This window comes from Streptomyces sp. NPDC050528 (assembly GCF_044457795.1).
Taxonomy (GTDB): domain Bacteria; phylum Actinomycetota; class Actinomycetes; order Streptomycetales; family Streptomycetaceae; genus Streptomyces.
The window spans coordinates 643,774-661,108 of the sequence record NZ_JBITHH010000003.1 but is presented as its reverse complement, the minus strand read 5'-3'; the positions used below and the strand labels follow the sequence as shown (position 1 = coordinate 661,108).

Below are 17,335 nucleotides of genomic sequence, written 5' to 3'. Positions count from 1 at the left end.
TGCCCGCCATGTTCATCGTGATCCTTAACTACACCGCGCCGCTCGAAGAGATCGACGGCCACTTGGAGGCCCACAACGCCTGGCTGGAGGAGAACTACGCGGCCGGCCACTTCCTCGCCTCGGGCCGCCAGGACCCCAGGACGGGCGGCGTCGTCCTGGCCCGGGCCGCCGACCGCGAGGCACTGGGCCGCGTCCTGGCCCTGGACCCGTTCGGCATCGCCGAGGTGGCCACGCACACGGTCATCGACTGGCGCCCCTCACGCGCGAGCGCCGAGGCCCAGTGGCTGCTGCAGCCGTGATCCCCGCGGCGACGACGTCCGCAGGATCTGCCGGGCTCGGCACCCCGCGCACCCACCGCCGGGTGCCGCACGCAGGGCACAACCTCCCCGAAGAGAATCCCGCCGCCTTCAGGGCAGCGGTCCTCGACCCGGCGACCCCGGCGCGAGCAGCCCGACCCCAGCTCCACCGCCCCGTATGACGGCGGCCACCACCCGGACCCACCGAAAGACAGTGACAATGCGCGCAGCCGTGCTCAGACAATTCGCCACCCCACTGGACCTGGCCGACATCGCCACACCGGTGCCCGGCGCCGGCCAGGTCCTGGTCAGGATCGCCGCCAGCGGGGTGAACCCCCTGGACACCAAGATCCGCGCCGGTCAGGCCGCACATGCCCGTGCTGTCCTGCCCGCGGTGCTGGGCCTGGACCTGGCCGGCACGGTCGAGGAGGTCGGGCCGGAGGTGACCGGCTTCGCCGTCGGCGACGAGGTGTACGGGCTGAGCGGCGGCGTCGGCGACCTGCAGGGATCGCTGGCGCAGTACGCCGCCGCCGACGCCCGCCTGCTCGCCCACAAGCCCGCCGCTCTGACCATGCGCCAGGCCGCGGCGCTGCCGCTGTCGGTCGTCACCGCATGGGAGGGCCTGGTGGACCGGGCCCGGGTCGGCGCCGGGCACAAGGTCCTGGTGCACGGCGGAGCAGGCGGCATCGGCCACGTCGCGGTACAGATCGCCCGCGCCCGCGGCGCCGAGGTCTTCGCCACCGCCTCGGCCGCCCACGCCGAGACCGTCCGCGGGCTCGGCGCCACCGCGATCGACTACGCCGGCACCGAGGTGGAGGAGTACGTCGCCGCCCACACCGGCGGCGAGGGCTTCGACATCGTCTTCGACACCGTCGGAGGCGCCGTCCTCGACAACTCCTTTGCCGCGGTGCGCACTTACACCGGCCACGTCCTGAGCGCCCTGGGCTGGGGCAGCCACAGCCTGGCCCCGCTCTCCTTCCGCGGCGCCACCTACTCCGGGGTCTTCACCCTGCTGCCCATGCTCACCGGCAAGGGCCGCGAGCACCACGGCGAGATCCTGCGCGAAGCCGCCGCCCTGGCCGACGCGGGCCTGCTCAAGCCACTGCTGGACCCCCGCCGCTACACCCTGGACACGGTCGCCGAGGCCCACGCGGCCGTCGAGGACGGCTCGGCCCACGCCAAGATCGTCGTCGACATCGAGCCCTGACCCGACGGCGAGGAGCCCGGCAGCGCGACCACCGCGCCGCCGGGCTCCTCGCCGTTCTCCCTGGCTACGGAAACTCCGGACCGTCGTGTGGCTCGCCCAGTTTGGTGAGCGCGTCGCGCAGGCCGGCGCGCGCGGTGACGCCGAGCTTGGGGAACACGTTGTACAGATGCCCGCTGACGGTGCGCGCGGACAGGTGCAGCCGTTCCCCGATCGCCTTGTTCGTCAGCCCCGATGCCGCGAGCGTGGCGATCTGCAGCTCCTGCGGGGTGAGTTGGACCTGGCTCATGTCGGCCGGGCGGCGCGACAGACCGGTGGCGCCCATCTCGTTCCTGGCGCGCTCGGCCCACGGTGCGGCCCGCAGCCGGTCGAACAACGCCAGTGCCGCGACCAGGTGCACACGCGACTCGACGGTGGCCCGCTCCCGGCGCAGGTGCTCGCCGTACGCCAGCAGCACCCGTGCCCGCTCGAAGGGCCACAGCTCCTCGGGCGCCGCCGCAAGGGCCCGCTCGAAGTGGGCGCTCGCCACCTCGCCCTCGGACACCAGCCCCTGGGCCCCGGCCACGAGCAGCGCCCAGCGGGAGGAGATCTTCGCGATGCCCATGCGCAGCATCGCGTCGACGAATTCCCGGCCCTGTTCGGTGCGGCCGGTCCGTACGGCCGCCTCGACCAGGTCGTAGGCCACGAACAGCTGCAACTGCTGGGCGGTGCCGCCTTCCACGCCGCGCGGGCTGATCCTGACCGCCTCGGTGTACGCGGTCTCGTAGTCGCCGCGACCGATGGCGGCGAGTGTCCGCACCCGGTACACGTGCTGCGGCACGATGAAGGCCTGGCGCGGGAGCGACCAGGACAACATCCACTCCAGCGGCTCCTCCGCCACGTCCTGTTGGCCCAGTGCGGCGGCGGCCAGGGCCTTGCTGTACTTCAGGTACCAGACGAACTCCAGGTATCCGTAGGCCTCGACAAGTTCCAGGCCCTCCTCGGCGAAGCGCATCGTGTCGTCCCAGCGCCCGGCCAGGTAGCTCTCCCCGCACAACAGCATCAGCGCGTTGGTCACCGAGGCGACGGCACCCGCCTGCCTGCCTTCGCGCCACACCCGCAGGAGCGGTTCGCGCAGGTCGGCGAGGCGGTCCACGTCGTTGGCGACGTAGGCGACGCGGATGATCTGCCCGGGGTCGCGCTCGGTGGCCAGGGCGGCGATCTGCCGGTCGAGGGTGGCCAGTGCCTCGGGCGAGGCGGTGGCGGGGTTGGTGGCGATCTCGGAGCGGATCAGCACGGACTCGGGCAGCAGGTCGCGGTACCGCTCCACCAGCTCGCGGTAGGAGTCCCACATCTCCTTGCGCCCGTTGAGGGCGACGGTCAGCGACAGGATCCAGATCGCCGAGTTGACCTCCTCCGCGGCGGGCTCGACGTCCGGGGCCCGCAGCGCGGCGCTGATCACCCGGTACGCGGAGATGACGTCCCCGTCGGAGTACAGCAGCAGTGAAGCCGCCGCGGAGGCGGCGGCCAGCGAGCCCACGCCCGCGTGCACCCGCCGGGCATCGCTCAGCAGGCTTGACACCGACCGCAGGTCGCCCAGGACCTCTGCGGCGAAGTAAGCGGTCGCCGCCAGCCGTTGCGAGCGCTGCTGGAGGTCCGGACTCAGGTCCGCCGAGCGGGTCATCGCCGCCACCGCGGCCGTAGGGTCCCCGCGCTTGAGGGCCTGGATCGCCTCGCGTTGCAGCAGGCTGGCCACCTCCTCGTCGGGACCGAAGGAGGCGTCCGCCAGGTGCCAGGCCCGGTGCCCCGGATCCAGCGCCCGGCCCTTGGCGAGCGCCCGGTGGGCTCTGCGCCGGGCCTCGGGCCCGGCCAGTTCGACCACCGCGGAGCGCACCAGCGGGTGACGGAAGACCACCGTGTGCTGCTGGTCGACCACGACGATGCGTTCGTGTTCGGCGATGTCCAGCTGGGCCGCGGCACCGGAGCCCACCACACCCTCGTCGGACAGCGCCCGCCCCGAGCCGTCCAGAGCGAGCAGCAACAGCAGGTCCCGGGTCTCGGGCGCGAGTGCGGAGATGCGGGAGGTGAACGTCCGGCTGAGCCGCTCGGTCAACGGCAGTACGGCGGGCAGGGCATCGGCGGTCGGGTACCGGTCCGGGGTCAGCACGGCCGGCAGCTCGACCAGGGCGAGCGGGTTCCCCTGCGCCTCGGTGACGATGCGCCGGCGCACAGGCTCGGCCAGATCCGGGTAGCGGCCGATCAGCAGCGACTCGGCCGCCGCGTCGCCGAGGGAGCGGACGGTGAGGCTGCTGCCGTCACCGGTCGGCGGCTGCCCGGTGGTGCGGACCGCCGTCAGGACACGCACCGCGGTGTCGGCGACCCGTCGGGCCACGAACGCCAGCACGTCGGCGCTCACGTCGTCGAGCCACTGGGTGTCGTCGACGATGACCACCAGCGGTTGATCCTGCGCGGCGAGCAGGAGCAGCGACAGTGTCGCGGTCGCGATCAGGAGGCGCGAGGGAGTCGGACCGTCGCCGAAGCCCAGTGCCACCCGCAGGGCGCTCTCGTGGGACGAGTCGAGCCGAGGGAACATCGGAGCCAGCGGCACCAGCAGTTGGTTGAGCCCCGCGAACGCGATATTGGCCTCGAACTCGGCCCCGGCCGCCCGCAGCGTCCGCATGCCGTTCTCCAGGGCAAGATCGGCGGCTGCGTCGAGCAATGCGGACTTGCCCACTCCGGGTTCGCCCAAGAGTGTGAGCGAGCCGCCCGACTTACCGGTGTCCTCGATGACGGCCTTGATGAGGTCCAGCTCGCCGGCACGTCCCGTCAGGCCGGACGCGGCCCGGCGGTGCTCGGGCCTTTCCCGCTCCGCGGTCATCGGGATGGCTCCTCTTGCCGTGTGAAACCTGTTGTCGATCACCTCACGGAAGCGCAAAGAGGTTGCGTAAGCGCACCGTGCGCAGGTCCTGGACGAGGCGCGACCAGGGCGCCTCGCCGTCGCGACAGCTGCATGACCATCCGCCGTGTTCGAAATCCCCCTTGGTTGTGCCAACCCTATGCGACGGCGCGCCGCACAGTCCCTCTGTCCGCGGGGTCGGGGAAGCGGGTGATTTGGCCCAAGCAGTGTCCGGTAGGTCCTGAACCGCCTGACGCATGCCCCGGCCAACGGGGTCGTCCGAAGGTCCCAGCGACCGAGACTGGTCTTTCCTCAAGACCCTGCATCGTGGACGGGCCGTCACGGGAACCGTGACCGAGATCGCTGAAATGGGGGCCTCTCTGGAGCGACCTGCGGGACATCCGGCATGTGTGCGAAGGGGTTGTCGAAGGCCGACAATCTCGGTGAACCTGCTTCCCGTCACCAGCAAGGGCCCTCCCGGTGGCCGGCCGGTGGCCGGACGCCTTTGGACGGCGCGGCATCAGGCGGTACGGGTCAACCTGCCACGCATGATCTGATCAGGCACAACGTCACCACGCGGCACGACGAATCACAGGACGACACGATCGCTCATGGTCTCGTAATGCGTAGGTATCGTTACCTCCCGCAGGTGCGGGGAGCAGAGCAACGTTGACGCCATCTGGCCGGTTGCCTGGGGACTAACCCCGCGCCCGCGGGGATGGTCCCCAGAACCGGGCGGTGCGCCTGCTCACGGAAGCGCGCTCCCTGGCCGGATGCACTCTCTACCAGCCTCGGAACCGGTCCCAGGCCATGGACATCCCAGGGACTTTTGAGGGACTTTCCGCCGCGTAAGGAGGGAAGGCCCTGACAGCGCTGAAAGATAAGAACGCGCTGGTCAGGGCCTATATCGTCAGCATTCGATGATGTTCACCGTGAGGCCCCCGCGCGCGGTCTCCTTGTACTTCACGTTGATGTGCAGCCCGCGCTGGCGATTCGATGCTGGCCGGGCGGCGTGGTCTGGCATCCGTGTCTGATGGTCTTTCCGGTGGTGTGGCCGAAGACTGGGGCGACTGATGGGGCGCTGAGACGGCGCGACGCTTGTTGGACGCGGTGGGTGCTGCCGGAATCCTCTTGTATACCTCCTGTCAAGGTCGATTGGGAGGTATGGGTTGGAGCGCCACTATGTAGGGGTTGCCGAAGCGGCAAGCTATCTCGACATGACCGAGCGTTGGATGTATCGAAGAGTCCCAGCGGCACGGCATTCCGCGGTACTACTTCGGCGGTAAGTTGAAGTTCAAGATCACGGATCTTGATCGCTGGGCGCGACAACAGAAGGTGGTGTGAAGGGCCGGGCATCGCGCCCGGCCCTTTCGCCTTACAGGCCCCCGTTGAGGAGTCGTGCAGCCCGACCGACCGAGGCCGGCATGAGGTGGCGGTAGATCTTGAAGGTCATGTTGATGTTTTTGTGCCCCATCCACTCCGCCACGTCCGTGATGGGTATCCCATTGGACAGGCAGTTGGACGCGAAGAAGTGACGCAAGGAATAAGGAGTGAGCCGCTTTGTGATGCCCGCCCTCTTCTTCGCCGCCTCCCACTGGTAGTTGAGCGTTGTGTGTGCCCAATGATCCGCACGCTGCGTCCGGAGAAGATATCCGTTCGCACCAACGCCGTGGTTCCTCTCGAATCGGAGGATCGACTCGCGGACGGTCCAGGGCATCGGGGATTCGCGGAATTCGCCGGGCTTGCGATGCTTCAGACGTGCTGGCTGCCGTGTCCGTCCGTCGATCTGCTCGGTGATCCGATAGACGTCGTCCGCGACCATCCGATCGGGATGGGTGGCGTAGGCCTCTCCGTTCCGGAGTCCGCAGCCGGACATCTGGTCGATCAGCAGGACGAGTTCGTCGCTTCCGGCAGCCTTGAGGGCATGGATCTCGTCCAGCGTCGGGATGGTGATCTTGCGAGGGATGTACTCGGGCGGGATGACCCCGTCCAAAGGGTTCTCGGTGATTCCGCCACGACGATGGGCATCGAGAAGGATCTTTTTGAGGGTGTCGAAGGCGTTCTGCTGTGCGGCCAGCCCGACGGAACGTTCCTCCATCGACATGATGAAGTCTTCGACCACGGTCGGCGTGAACGTGTTCATCCGGCGGGATTCCAAGACCGGAAGTACATGGCAGTTGAGCACCTGATTGACCGAGCGGACGCTGCCCGGGACGTAGTGGCGCTGTCGGGGGAGCCAAGTGGAGGCATATTCGCCGAAGCGCTGCTTCCCGACCTGGCGCTTGAGGTCTGCCTTCTGGCGCGGGGTGTTGCGTTTTTCGTCGTAGACCTTGTTCAGCCGGTCGAGTGCCGCTGTCTGGTTTGCGTATCCCGTCTCCTCGCACTGACGGCCTGTTGCGTCGCGATAGCGAATGGCGTACGGGTGGGGGCATCGGCTCTGGCGGGAGCACTCGCAGTTCTTGAAGAAGCTGCCCATCCCACGGACGAGTTGAGTCGCCAACGTGCACGTCTCCTGACTCATGCTGGGAGTTTGCTGACCAACGGCCCCTTAGCATGGCGCTGACCTGCGGCCGCACCAAACTACGAGACGTTGATCAGCATCTTCATGGGTACCTCCTGGCGAGACTGGAAGGTGGTCTCTGGCCGGTGTCTTCGCTGGTCAGAGAGGGTTCTATCGGTCATCAACCTTGACGGTCGACGATGGTCCACGGCGGTCGGAAATGGGTTCCGGCGGGGCTGATGCTGACCTAATGCTGACGTTGGCGACGGGGTGTCAGGTCTCTGGAGTTGGTCGGACGAGGGTGGCTGGAACGCCCTTGCGGCAAGTATCGACCTTGCGGCGGTGAAGGTCACGGGCTGGGACGCTCATGGGGGTGCCAGGGAGCTGGGCGGGTGCCGGGCCGGGCGGGCTCGGTGAAGGCGTCGGCGACGCACTCGCCGAGGACGGTGACGCTGCTGGGGGCAGGGAGGGGCGGGCCACGGTGGCTGCTGCCTGTCTCGGGAAGAGTGCGGGCGCGAAGGGCACCGGGTAGGGCACCCGGATCCGTGGCCTGATGCGGCCCTTCCGCAGGTATTGACATGCCGCTCAAGACGGACGTAACTTCCCTGCCACAAGGAAGTAACGCGCGTTACTAAAGCGCGAAACCGGAGGCGCCGTCTCGTCTTCGGTTGGCCGAAAGGGACTGGAAGTGGCCACGAACAAGTCGCATCGCGTGACCATGAGCGATGTGGCCCGCCGTGCGGGTGTCTCGCGGACCACGGTCTCCTTCGTCCTCAACGACAAGCCCGGTGCCGTCATCCCCGAGGAGACCCGTCGGCGGATCCTGGAGGCGATCGAGGCGCTCGGTTATCGGCCCAACGCCGGGGCGCGGGCGCTGGCCGCGAACCGCAGCGGGTGGTACGGGCTGATCACCGAGATCGTGACCGGCCCGTTCGCGGGGGAGGTGATCACGGGCGCGCAGAGCCGCGCCTGGAGCGACCGGAGGTTCCTGCTGATCGCCGCGAGCGAGGGCGATCCCGCCCAGGAGGCCGCCGCGCTCGACCAGATGCTGGAGCACCGGGTGGAAGGGCTGCTGTACGCCACGACCTGGCACCGCGCCGTCACGCTCCCCAAGGCCGTCCGTGAGGTGCCGACGGTGCTCGTCAACTGCTATGACGCGGAACGGGAGTTGCCGTGCATCCTGCCCGACGAGGTGTCGGGCGGATACAAGGCGACCCGCCGGCTCCTCGACGCCGGGCACACCCGGATCGGCTTCATCAACCTCGATCCGGCGATCCCGGCAGCCATCGGCCGGCGCGAAGGATACGAACGTGCCCTTCGCGAGGCCGGGATCACCCCCGACCCCTCCCTCGTCGTCCCCGGCTGGGCGACCGCCGACAGCGCCTACACCGCCGCCTGCGAACTGCTGGACCGTCGCTCCGGCGACCGGCCGACCGCGCTGTTCTGCGGCAACGACCGGATGGCGATGGGCGCGTACGACGCGATCAAGGAACGTGGGCTGCGCATCCCGCACGACGTGGCCGTGGTGGGGTTCGACAACCAGGAACTCATCGCCGCCTATCTGCGGCCGAAGCTGACGACGCTCGCCCTGCCCTTCGAGGCGATGGGCACCAAGGGCATCGACATGCTCGCCGCTCTCGCAGCGGGGCAGCCGCTCGACACCCGTCAGGTGACGATCGACTGCCCGCTGCTCGAACGCTCGTCGGTCTGACTGCGAATCAGTCCGCCGAGTAATCCCGTCCCGTCTTCGCCCTGTGTGTTGAAGAGAGGAAAAGAGTCTCCATTATGGCACCCTCCCGCATACCTTCACGGCGGCCCCGAGCCGTCCTGAGAGCGGTCACCGCGACCGCCGCCGCGGCCCTGGTCCTGTCCGCGTGTACGAGTGGCTCGGGCGCCGCCGGTGCCGGTGACACCTCCGGCAACCAGCTGCTCACCATCCCGCGCGAGGATCTGGCGACGTTCACGCGCAACTTCAACCCGCTCTCCCCGCAGGCCGCGCCCATGACCCTCCAGTCGGTCTACGAGCCGCTGGTGGTGCACAGCATGGCCGACGCCAAGGACACGCCGTGGCTGGCCACCAAGTGGGAGCGGGCCAAGGACGGCAAGTCCCTCACCTTCACGCTGCGCGACGGCGTCAAGTGGTCGGACGGTCAGGCGCTCACCGCCGACGACGTCGTCTACACCTTCGAGCTCCAGAAGAAGGTGCTCGGCGGCTTCGACTACCTGGACAAGGTCACCGCGGTCGACGCCCACACCGTGAAGTTCTCCTTCAACAAGGCGTATTCGACCGCCTTCTACGAGATCAGCGGCCACTACATCCTGCCGAAGCACATCTGGTCCAAGGTGAAGGACCCGGCGAAGTTCACCAACCCGAACCCGGTCGGCACCGGCCCGTACACCAAGATCGAGAAGTTCCAGAGCCAGTCGTACGAGCTGCTCAAGAACCTCGACTACTGGCAGCCCGCGAAGCAGCGGATCGCCGGCATCCAGATGCTCGCCTTCTCCGGCAACGACAGCGCCAACCTCGCCTTCACCAACGGTGAGGTGGACTGGACGCAGTCGTTCATCCCGGACATCGAGAAGTCCTTCGTCGCCAAGGACAAGAAGCACAACCACTACTGGTTCCCGGCCACCGGCGCCATGATCAACTGGCAGCTGAACACCACCAAGGCACCCTTCGACGACCCGGCCGTGCGCAAGGCGCTCAGCATGGCCGTCGACCGCGACCAGATCACCAAGGTCGCGATGAACGGCTACGCCGAACCCGCCGACTGCACGGGCCTGGCCCGTACGTACGACAAGTGGCGTGACACCTCGCTGGCCGCCTCCTGCACCTGGACGAAGTACGACGCCGCCGCGGCGGCCAAGGCCCTCGACGCGGCGGGCTACAAGGAGAGCGGCGGCGAGCGGAAGCTGAAGAACGGCAAGAACTTCACCCTCGACATATCCGTCGGCTCCGCCTCCTCCGACTGGATCTCGGTCGCCAACATCATCAAGCAGGACCTGGCGAAGGTCGGCATCACCGCCACCGTGAAGACGCCCGACTGGGCGGCGGTGCAGTCGTCGTACAACACCGGCACCTTCGACACCGGCATCGTGTGGAGCAACAACGGCGCCACGCCGTACGAGTACTTCCGCGGCGTGATGTCGACCAAGATGCTCCAGCCGGTCGGCAAGCAGGCCACCGAGAACTACCACCGCTTCGGCGACAAGAAGGCCGACAGGCTCATCGACGCCTTCGCCGCCGCCACGGACGAGAAGACGCAGGCCGAGCAGATGAACGGCCTGCAGGAGCTGTACAACGAGGACGCGCCCGTCGTCCCGCTGTTCACCGGCCCCGAGTGGGGCGCGTACACGGACGCCCGCTTCACCGGCTGGCCCACCGCGGAGAACCCGTACGCCACCCTCGGCAACCGCAACAGCAGCACGGTCCTCGTGCTCACCTCGCTGAAGCCAGTCAAGAGCTGACGCCGCCCGCGGACCGGCGGCCGCCCTCCTCCCCGGACGGCCGCCCCCGCGCACCGAACCACACGTTCACCCCCACCGACAGGGAGCACGACCCGTGCGTCTGATCCTGCGCAACCTGGGGTTCTATCTGCTCGCCTTCTGGGCCTCCATCACCCTGAACTTCGTTCTCCCGCGCTTCATGCCGGGCGACCCGGTCTCCCGGATGTTCGCGCAGGCCCAGGGCACCATGCAGCCCGACCAGATAGCCCAGCTGCGGAAACTCTTCGGTCTCGACAACCGCCCCCTCTGGGAGCAGTACGTCTCCTACGTCAAGAGCGTCTTCACCGGCGACCTCGGCATCTCCATCTCCCGCTTCCCGACCCCGGTCTCCGACGTGATCGGCGCGCAGATCGGCTGGACCCTGCTCCTCGGCGGCGTCGCCCTCGTCATCGCCGCCGTGCTCGGCAACCTGCTCGGTATCGTCGCCGCCTGGCGGCGCGGGGGCGTCCTCGACTCCGCCTTCCCGCCCCTGCTGATCTTCGTCGGCTCGTTCCCGTACTTCTGGCTGGCCATGGGCGCGCTGTACCTGTTCGGGGTGAGCCTCGGCTGGTTCCCGATGCGCCACGCCTACGACGTCGGACTGACGCCCGGCTTCAACGCCGAGTTCCTCTCCAACGTCGCCACCCACCTGGTGCTGCCCGCGCTGACCATCGTGCTGGTCTCCATCGGCGGCTGGATGCTCGGCATGCGCAACACCATGATCGCCACGGCGGCCGAGGACTACATCACGATGGCCGAGGCCAAGGGGCTCAGCCCCGCGCGGATCATGTTCCGCTATGCCGCCCGCAACGCCCTGCTGCCCTCCGTCACCAACTTCGGCATGGCGCTCGGCTTCGTCGTCGGAGGCGCCCTGCTCACCGAGGTCGTGTTCGCCTACCCCGGCATCGGCTACCAGCTGCTGATGGCCGTCCAGGGCCTGGACTACCCGCTGATGCAGGGCATCTTCCTGACGATCACGGCGGCGGTCCTGATCGCGAACTTCCTCGTCGACCTCGTCTACGTCCGCCTCGACCCGCGTGTCCGCGTCCGCTGAGGAGGGCCGACATGACCGCCATCGACATCGCCACGGCCACCACGCCGACGGCACCCGCGCGTGCCTCCCGTCGGCGCGGACTGCTGCGCCAACTCATCGACAGCAAGAAGGCGTTGAGCGGACTCATCCTGCTCGCTCTCTTCGTCCTGCTCGCCCTGCTGGCACCCGTCCTGGTACCCGGCGACCCGTCGTTCATCAACTCCACGGGCAGCCAGGCCCCTTCGGCCGCACACTGGCTCGGTACGACGGCCAAGGGGCAGGACGTGCTCGCCCTCACCCTGTGGGGTGCGCGCAGTTCCCTCTTCGTCGGGTTCACCGTGGGGCTCGTGGCGACCGTGGTCGCCATCGTCGTCGGCCTCGCGTCCGCGTACTTCGGCCGCGTCGTCGACGACGCGCTGACCCTGGTCACCAACATCTTCCTGCTGCTGCCCGGCCTGCCGCTGCTCATCATCCTGGCCGCGTTCCTGCCGCCCGGGACCTCCACCGTGATCCTGGTCCTCGTCGTCACCGGTTGGGCGGGCTCGGCCCGGGTTCTGCGCGCGCAGGCCAAGTCGATCCGCGGCAAGGACTTCGTGGCCGCCGCCGTCGTCACCGGAGAACGCCCCCTGCGGATCATGTTCCGCGAGATCCTGCCCAACATGGCGTCCGTGGTGATGACCACGCTGCTCGGCTGCGTGATCTTCGGCATCGGCGCCCAGGCGGGCCTGGAGTTCCTCGGCCTGGGCGACAGCAGCGTCGTCAGCTGGGGCACCAACCTGTACTGGGCCAGCAACGACGGCGCGCTGATGACCGGAGCGTGGTGGGCCTTCGTCCCCTCCGGGCTGTGCATCGCCCTCGTCGCCTTCGCCATCGCGCTGGTCAACTACGCGGTCGACGAGATCACCAACCCCAGGCTGCGCAACCGCCGTGCCCGCCGTGCCCGCCGTGAGAGGAGGGGCTGAGCCATGGAACCCGTCATGCAACCCGCAAGGGAACCCGTACTTGAGGTGAACGGCCTCCGCGTCGAATACCGCGGCGACGGACGCACCGTCGTGGGCGCCGACGACGTCTCCTTCTCGATCGGCGCCGGTGAGATCTTCGGCCTCGCCGGAGAATCCGGCTGCGGCAAGTCGACCATCGCCAACGCGGTGATGCGCCTGCTCAAGCCCCCGGCGGAGATCACCGCGGGCGGCATCCGCTTCCAGGGCCGCGACGTACTCGCCCTGGACGCACGGGAGTTGCGCGCCTTCCGGTGGCGGGAGATCGCCATGGTCTTCCAGTCCGCGATGAACTCGCTCAACCCCGTCCTGACCGTCGGCGAGCAGATCGTCGACATCTTCACCACCCACGAGAAGATGAGGAAGCGGGCCGCCCGGGAGCGGGCCGGCGAGCTGCTCCAGCTGGTCGGCATCGACCCGGGACGGCTGAAGGCGTACCCGCACCAGCTCTCCGGCGGAATGCGCCAGCGCGTGGTCATCGCCATGGCCGTGGCCCTGAAGCCAAGGCTGCTGATCATGGACGAGCCGACCACCGCGCTCGACGTGGTCGTGCAGCAGGAGATCATGGCGCAGATCCGCGACCTCCAGCGGGAGCTGGGCTTCTCCGTCCTCTTCATCACCCACGACATCTCCCTGATGATCGAGCTGTCGGACCGCATGGGCGTGATGTACGGCGGCCGGATCGTCGAACTCGCGGGCGCCAAGGACCTGTTCGCGGAACCGCTGCACCCCTACACCGAGGCGCTGATGAACGCCTTCCCGCCACTGACCGGCCCGCGCCAGGAGCTCACCGGCCTCTTCGACGCCCCGCGTACCGCCGACAGCTGCGGCTTCCACGTGAGTTGTCCCGAGGACCGTTCGGACTGCTCCATGAACATCCCGGACCTGCGCGAGATCGCGCCCGGCCGCTGGGTGGCCCGCAGCGATGCCCGCAACGCGCAAGGAGCCTCCCGATGACCGAACCCCTGCTGTCCGTACGGGGTCTGACCAAGGACTTCCAGGTCGGCACCGTCTTCTCCCGGCGCCGCGTCCGAGCCGTCAACGACGTCTCCTTCGACCTCCCCGCCGGCCGGATCACCGCCCTGGTCGGCGAGTCCGGCAGCGGCAAGTCCACCATCGCCCGTTGCCTCGCCCGCCTCGAACAGCCCACGTCGGGCGAGGTGTTGCTGGACGGCGAGAACATCCTGCGCACCGAACGGCGCCGGGCGTCACGGGCGTACCGTCGCAAGGTCCAGATGGTCTTCCAGGACCCCTTCGGCTCACTCAACCCCGTCCACCGCATCGAGCACTTCCTCACCCGGGCCCTCGTCCTGCACGGCCACCCCGCCACACCGGAGGCGCTGCGCGAGCTGGTGGAGACGGTCGGCCTGACCGAGGACATGCTCCAGTCCTACCCGCACGAACTATCCGGCGGCCAGCGCCAGCGCGTCTCCATCGCCCGCGCGCTGGCGGTGGATCCGCGCCTCGTCCTGGCCGACGAACCGACGTCGATGCTGGACGTCTCCGTGCGCGTCGGCGTGCTCAACCTGATGCGACGCCTGCGCGACGAGCGGAACATCGCCATGCTCTACATCACGCACGACCTGGGCTCCGCCCGCTACCTCGCCGACACCACGATGGTCATGTTCGCCGGTGAACTCGTCGAGGGCGGCGACGCGTTGGCCGTGATGGACGCCCCCGCCCACCCCTACACCCGCCTGCTGCTGTCCGCCGTACCCGACCCCGAACGGGCCGTCGGCTACGACCCCGTCGAGCGCGCCAGGCTCCGCGAGGCGATCCTCAACCCCACGTCCTGCCCCTACGGCGACGACGGCACGTGCAGCCGCACCGAACCCGTCCGCCACATCATCGGCGAAGACGACGGACAGCCCCACTGGGTGCGCTGCCATCTGCGCGCACCCGCCTCCGACACCGCCCACCGAGTCCTGAAGGCCACGGACCGGTCGGACGACGAGGCCACCGACGCCACCGACGCCACCGAGAAAGCGGAGACCACCGCCGCATGACCCACGACCTCACCCTCCCCTCCGGTAGCCACACCGCCGAGGGGCTGGCCGAACTCGCCCCGCGCGACCCCCACCGACCCCGCTTCCACTTCACCTCGCCCGGCGGCTGGCTCAACGACCCCAACGGGCTGAGCCACTGGAACGGCGTCTATCACCTCTTCTACCAGTACAACCCGCTCGCCGCCGCGCACCACCGCATCCACTGGGGCCACGCCACCAGCACCGACCTCGTCCACTGGACCGACGAACCGGTCGCCCTCGTCCCCGGCACCACCGGCCCCGACCGCGACGGCTGCTGGTCCGGTGTCCTGGTCGACGACGGCGGTGTGCCCACGCTCGTCTACTCGGGCAGGCGCGGCGAGCGTGAACTCCCGTGCGTGGCAAGGGGATCGGCGGATCTGAGGTACTGGACCAAGGACCCGGCCAACCCGGTCATCACCGCCCCGCCCGAGGGCATCGACATCACGGCCTTCCGCGACCACTGCGTGTGGCGGGAAGGTTCCGGCGAGAACAAGGTGTGGCGCCACCTGGTGGGCTCGGGCATCCGCGGCGTCGGCGGAACGGCCTTCCTGTACGAGTCCGACGACCTGCGCAGCTGGCGCTACGTCGGCCCCCTGCTGACGGGTGACGCCTCGCGGAACCGGGGCGAACTCGACTGGACGGGCACGATGTGGGAGTGCGTCGACCTCTTCCGGCTCGGCGAGGACGAGGAGGCCGGCAAGGAGGAGACCGGCGGCACCGACGCACTGGTCTTCTCCGCCTGGGACGAGGGCACCACCCACCACCCCCTCTACTGGACCGGCCGCTACCAGGGCGACACCTTCACCCCGACCGCCCTCCACCGCCTCGACTACGGCGGCCGCTACTTCTACGCCCCCCAGTCCACCCGCGACGAGCACGGCCGCCGCATCATGTTCGGCTGGCTCCAGGAAGGCCGGACGGACGAGGCGAACGCGCGGGCCGGTTGGTGCGGCGTGATGTCCCTGCCGAGGGTCGTCACGCTTGCCACGGACGGTGGCCTGCACCAGGCCCCGGTACGGGAGTTGACCGGGCTGCGGCGAGAGCACGTAGAGGTGGCTCCGGGCCGGCTGGCCGCCCCGTACACCCAACTGCCCGCCGTACGCGGGGACCAGCTGGACATCGAGACGACCCTGCGTCTCGCTCCCGGAGCGACCGCCCGGCTCGTGCTCCGCGAGACACCCGACGGTGCCGAACGCACCGTGGTGGAGGTGAGCAGGGCGCCCGACGGAACGAGCGGCATGCTCCGCCTGCGCCGCGAGACCAGCAGCCTCGACCCGACGGTCGACACCGAACCCCGGTACGGCGAGCTGCCGTTGGACCCCGACGGCCGGGTCGACCTGCGCGTCCTCGTCGACCACTCAGCACTGGAGATCTTCGCCAACGGGCGTGCCCTGACAGCCCGCATCTACCCCACCCGCCCGGCCGAGGCCGTCGGCGTCGGTATCGGTGCCGACGGTGACGCGGCCCTGGAGGGGTTCGACGCCTGGCAGATGGCGTCGGCGTTCACCGACGGATCCCGGCCGCTGTGGCCGTGACCGTCTTACGCTCGGCTACGGCCCGGGGGCGGATGTCCGCCGGGGCCGTAGCCCACTGTGCCCGATCCCATCCCCGTCACCTGGACCCGTACCTCTGACGGCGGCCGAAAGACGACTGCCGGGCGCGGTGGGCCCACCCTCGCTGCCCTCCACCGGGCCGGCGGGTAGGCATCGCCGGCGGGCGACGTGCTGACGCCCGGTCCGCAACGGTCCCTGCCCTGCGGTTCTCCTGTGTGCTGCGGCGCCGCCCGCGGATAGGGTGGGCGGTGATCGACAGGGACGGGCTGGGCGAGGGCGGCGGGCAGCGTGGGCGGTGCCGAGGAGAGCGGGAACACGGGCACCGGGCGCCCGACGTCACGGGACGTCGCCCGGATCGCCGGTGTGTCGCACACCGCGGTGTCCTTCGTGTTCAACGGCCGAGCCGACGGCAACCTCTCGCCCGCCACCCAGGAACGCATCCGGCAGGCCGCGGCCCAGCTGGGCTACCGCCCCGACCCGGTGGCCCGGGGTCTGCGCCGTCGCCGTACGGCCGTGATCGGGCTGGTCACCGACGAGATCGCGTCCTCGCCGTTCGCCGGTCGCCTGCTGCGCGGTGCCATGGAGACCGCCTGGGACCGGGACCATCTCGTCCTCACCGTCGACTCCGGCGGTGACCCGGCCAAGGAGGACGCGGCCGTCGCGGAACTGCTCAACCGGCGCGTGGACGGCATCATCTACGCGGCCATGTCACTGCGCCGGGTACGCGTCCCGGAGGGCCTGCACCGCACCCACTCCGTGCTGGCCAACTGCCTCCCCGAGGACGACTCCCTGCCCGCCGTGGTCCCCGCCGAGCGCGCCGGTGGCCGTACCGCCGCCCGGCTGCTGCTCGCCGCGGGCCACCGCCGGCTCGCGGTGATCGGCGGTCTGGACGACATCGCCTCGGTGGAACGGACCCGCGGCTTCCGGGACGCGCTGCGCGCCGAGGGCGTCACTGTGCCGGGGGAGTGGATCGTGCGCGGCGGCGGGGAGATCTCCGCGGGATACGCGGGCGCGCTGCGCCTGCTCGACGGGGTCGAACCGGGCCGTCGCCCCACCGGTGTCCTGTGCTACAACGACCGGGTCGCGGCGGGAGTCCTGCACGCCGCGACCCGGCTCGGGATCGACGTGCCCGCCGATCTGTCGGTGGTCGGCTACGACGACCAGGAGCACATGGCCGAGTTCCTCGCCCCACCGCTCACCTCGATCGCGCTCCCACACCGGGCGATGGGCGAGGCGGCGACCCGGCTGCTCCTGGACGCGATCGAAGCCGGCCCCACGCCGCCCGCGACCGTCCGACGGTTGGCCTGTCCGGTGGTCAGCCGTGCTTCCGTGGGGCCGGTGCCGATCCGGTGACCTGGGCGCC

The 17,335-nt window shown here is 69.6% G+C and carries 12 protein-coding genes; 10 read left to right on the top strand and 2 right to left on the bottom strand.

Going from position 1 to position 17,335, the window contains the following annotated elements; translation table 11 throughout:
- Positions 1-8: 8 nt before the first annotated feature.
- Complete coding sequence (locus ACIBK4_RS14435) at positions 9-299, top strand: YciI family protein (protein WP_398994958.1); 291 nt, start codon at positions 9-11, stop codon at positions 297-299.
- Between the two features lie 217 nt (positions 300-516).
- Entirely contained in the window at positions 517-1,503 is a 987-nt protein-coding gene (locus tag ACIBK4_RS14430; protein WP_398994957.1) for a zinc-dependent alcohol dehydrogenase family protein, read from the top strand.
- A 64-nt stretch (positions 1,504-1,567) separates the two neighbouring features.
- Here the strand turns inward: ACIBK4_RS14430 and ACIBK4_RS14425 are convergent, their stop codons facing one another.
- Entirely contained in the window at positions 1,568-4,357 is a 2,790-nt protein-coding gene (locus ACIBK4_RS14425) for an AAA family ATPase (RefSeq protein WP_398994956.1), read from the bottom strand.
- A 1,393-nt stretch (positions 4,358-5,750) separates the two neighbouring features.
- Positions 5,751-6,896: a tyrosine-type recombinase/integrase gene (locus ACIBK4_RS14420; RefSeq protein WP_398994955.1), complete on the bottom strand. Its 1,146-nt coding sequence runs from the start codon at positions 6,894-6,896 to the stop codon at positions 5,751-5,753.
- A gap of 667 nt (positions 6,897-7,563) precedes the next feature.
- Between ACIBK4_RS14420 and ACIBK4_RS14415 the strand changes: the two genes are divergently transcribed.
- From ACIBK4_RS14415 to ACIBK4_RS14380, 8 genes are all read left to right on the top strand, one after another.
- A complete protein-coding gene (locus ACIBK4_RS14415; RefSeq protein WP_398994954.1) occupies positions 7,564-8,586 on the top strand; it encodes a LacI family DNA-binding transcriptional regulator in 1,023 nt (340 codons plus the stop codon).
- A gap of 74 nt (positions 8,587-8,660) precedes the next feature.
- Positions 8,661-10,343 (top strand): ABC transporter substrate-binding protein, encoded by a 1,683-nt coding sequence (locus tag ACIBK4_RS14410; RefSeq protein WP_398994953.1) that lies wholly within the window; start codon positions 8,661-8,663, stop codon positions 10,341-10,343.
- Positions 10,344-10,437: 94 nt separating this feature from the next.
- On the top strand, positions 10,438-11,415 hold the full coding sequence (locus tag ACIBK4_RS14405) for an ABC transporter permease (RefSeq protein WP_366430385.1): 978 nt from the start codon (positions 10,438-10,440) through the stop codon (positions 11,413-11,415).
- A gap of 11 nt (positions 11,416-11,426) precedes the next feature.
- The gene (locus ACIBK4_RS14400) at positions 11,427-12,356 is read left to right on the top strand and encodes an ABC transporter permease (RefSeq protein WP_398994952.1); all 930 of its coding nucleotides are present in this window, start codon (positions 11,427-11,429) and stop codon (positions 12,354-12,356) included.
- Positions 12,357-12,359: 3 nt separating this feature from the next.
- The gene (locus ACIBK4_RS14395) at positions 12,360-13,349 is read left to right on the top strand and encodes an ABC transporter ATP-binding protein (protein WP_398994951.1); all 990 of its coding nucleotides are present in this window, start codon (positions 12,360-12,362) and stop codon (positions 13,347-13,349) included.
- Complete coding sequence (locus tag ACIBK4_RS14390; RefSeq protein WP_398994950.1) at positions 13,346-14,398, top strand: ABC transporter ATP-binding protein; 1,053 nt, start codon at positions 13,346-13,348, stop codon at positions 14,396-14,398. Before ACIBK4_RS14395 ends, ACIBK4_RS14390 begins: the two co-directional genes overlap by 4 nt.
- On the top strand, positions 14,395-15,954 hold the full coding sequence (locus ACIBK4_RS14385; protein ID WP_398994949.1) for a glycoside hydrolase family 32 protein: 1,560 nt from the start codon (positions 14,395-14,397) through the stop codon (positions 15,952-15,954). Before ACIBK4_RS14390 ends, ACIBK4_RS14385 begins: the two co-directional genes overlap by 4 nt.
- A gap of 306 nt (positions 15,955-16,260) precedes the next feature.
- A complete protein-coding gene (locus ACIBK4_RS14380; protein ID WP_398994948.1) occupies positions 16,261-17,325 on the top strand; it encodes a LacI family DNA-binding transcriptional regulator in 1,065 nt (354 codons plus the stop codon).
- The last annotated feature ends 10 nt before the right edge of the window (positions 17,326-17,335 follow it).

Bases quoted from the DNA above. Each gene is read 5' to 3' on its own strand.
- ACIBK4_RS14430 (WP_398994957.1), top strand. From the start codon at position 517: ATGCGCGCAGCCGTGCTCAGACAATTCGCCACCCCACTGGACCTGGCC.
- ACIBK4_RS14435 (WP_398994958.1), top strand. From the start codon at position 9: ATGTTCATCGTGATCCTTAACTACACCGCGCCGCTCGAAGAGATCGAC.
- ACIBK4_RS14420 (WP_398994955.1), bottom strand. From the start codon at position 6,896: ATGAGTCAGGAGACGTGCACGTTGGCGACTCAACTCGTCCGTGGGATG.
- ACIBK4_RS14400 (WP_398994952.1), top strand. From the start codon at position 11,427: ATGACCGCCATCGACATCGCCACGGCCACCACGCCGACGGCACCCGCG.
- ACIBK4_RS14385 (WP_398994949.1), top strand. From the start codon at position 14,395: ATGACCCACGACCTCACCCTCCCCTCCGGTAGCCACACCGCCGAGGGG.
- ACIBK4_RS14410 (WP_398994953.1), top strand. From the start codon at position 8,661: ATGGCACCCTCCCGCATACCTTCACGGCGGCCCCGAGCCGTCCTGAGA.
- ACIBK4_RS14390 (WP_398994950.1), top strand. From the start codon at position 13,346: ATGACCGAACCCCTGCTGTCCGTACGGGGTCTGACCAAGGACTTCCAG.
- ACIBK4_RS14395 (WP_398994951.1), top strand. From the start codon at position 12,360: ATGGAACCCGTCATGCAACCCGCAAGGGAACCCGTACTTGAGGTGAAC.
- ACIBK4_RS14425 (WP_398994956.1), bottom strand. From the start codon at position 4,357: ATGACCGCGGAGCGGGAAAGGCCCGAGCACCGCCGGGCCGCGTCCGGC.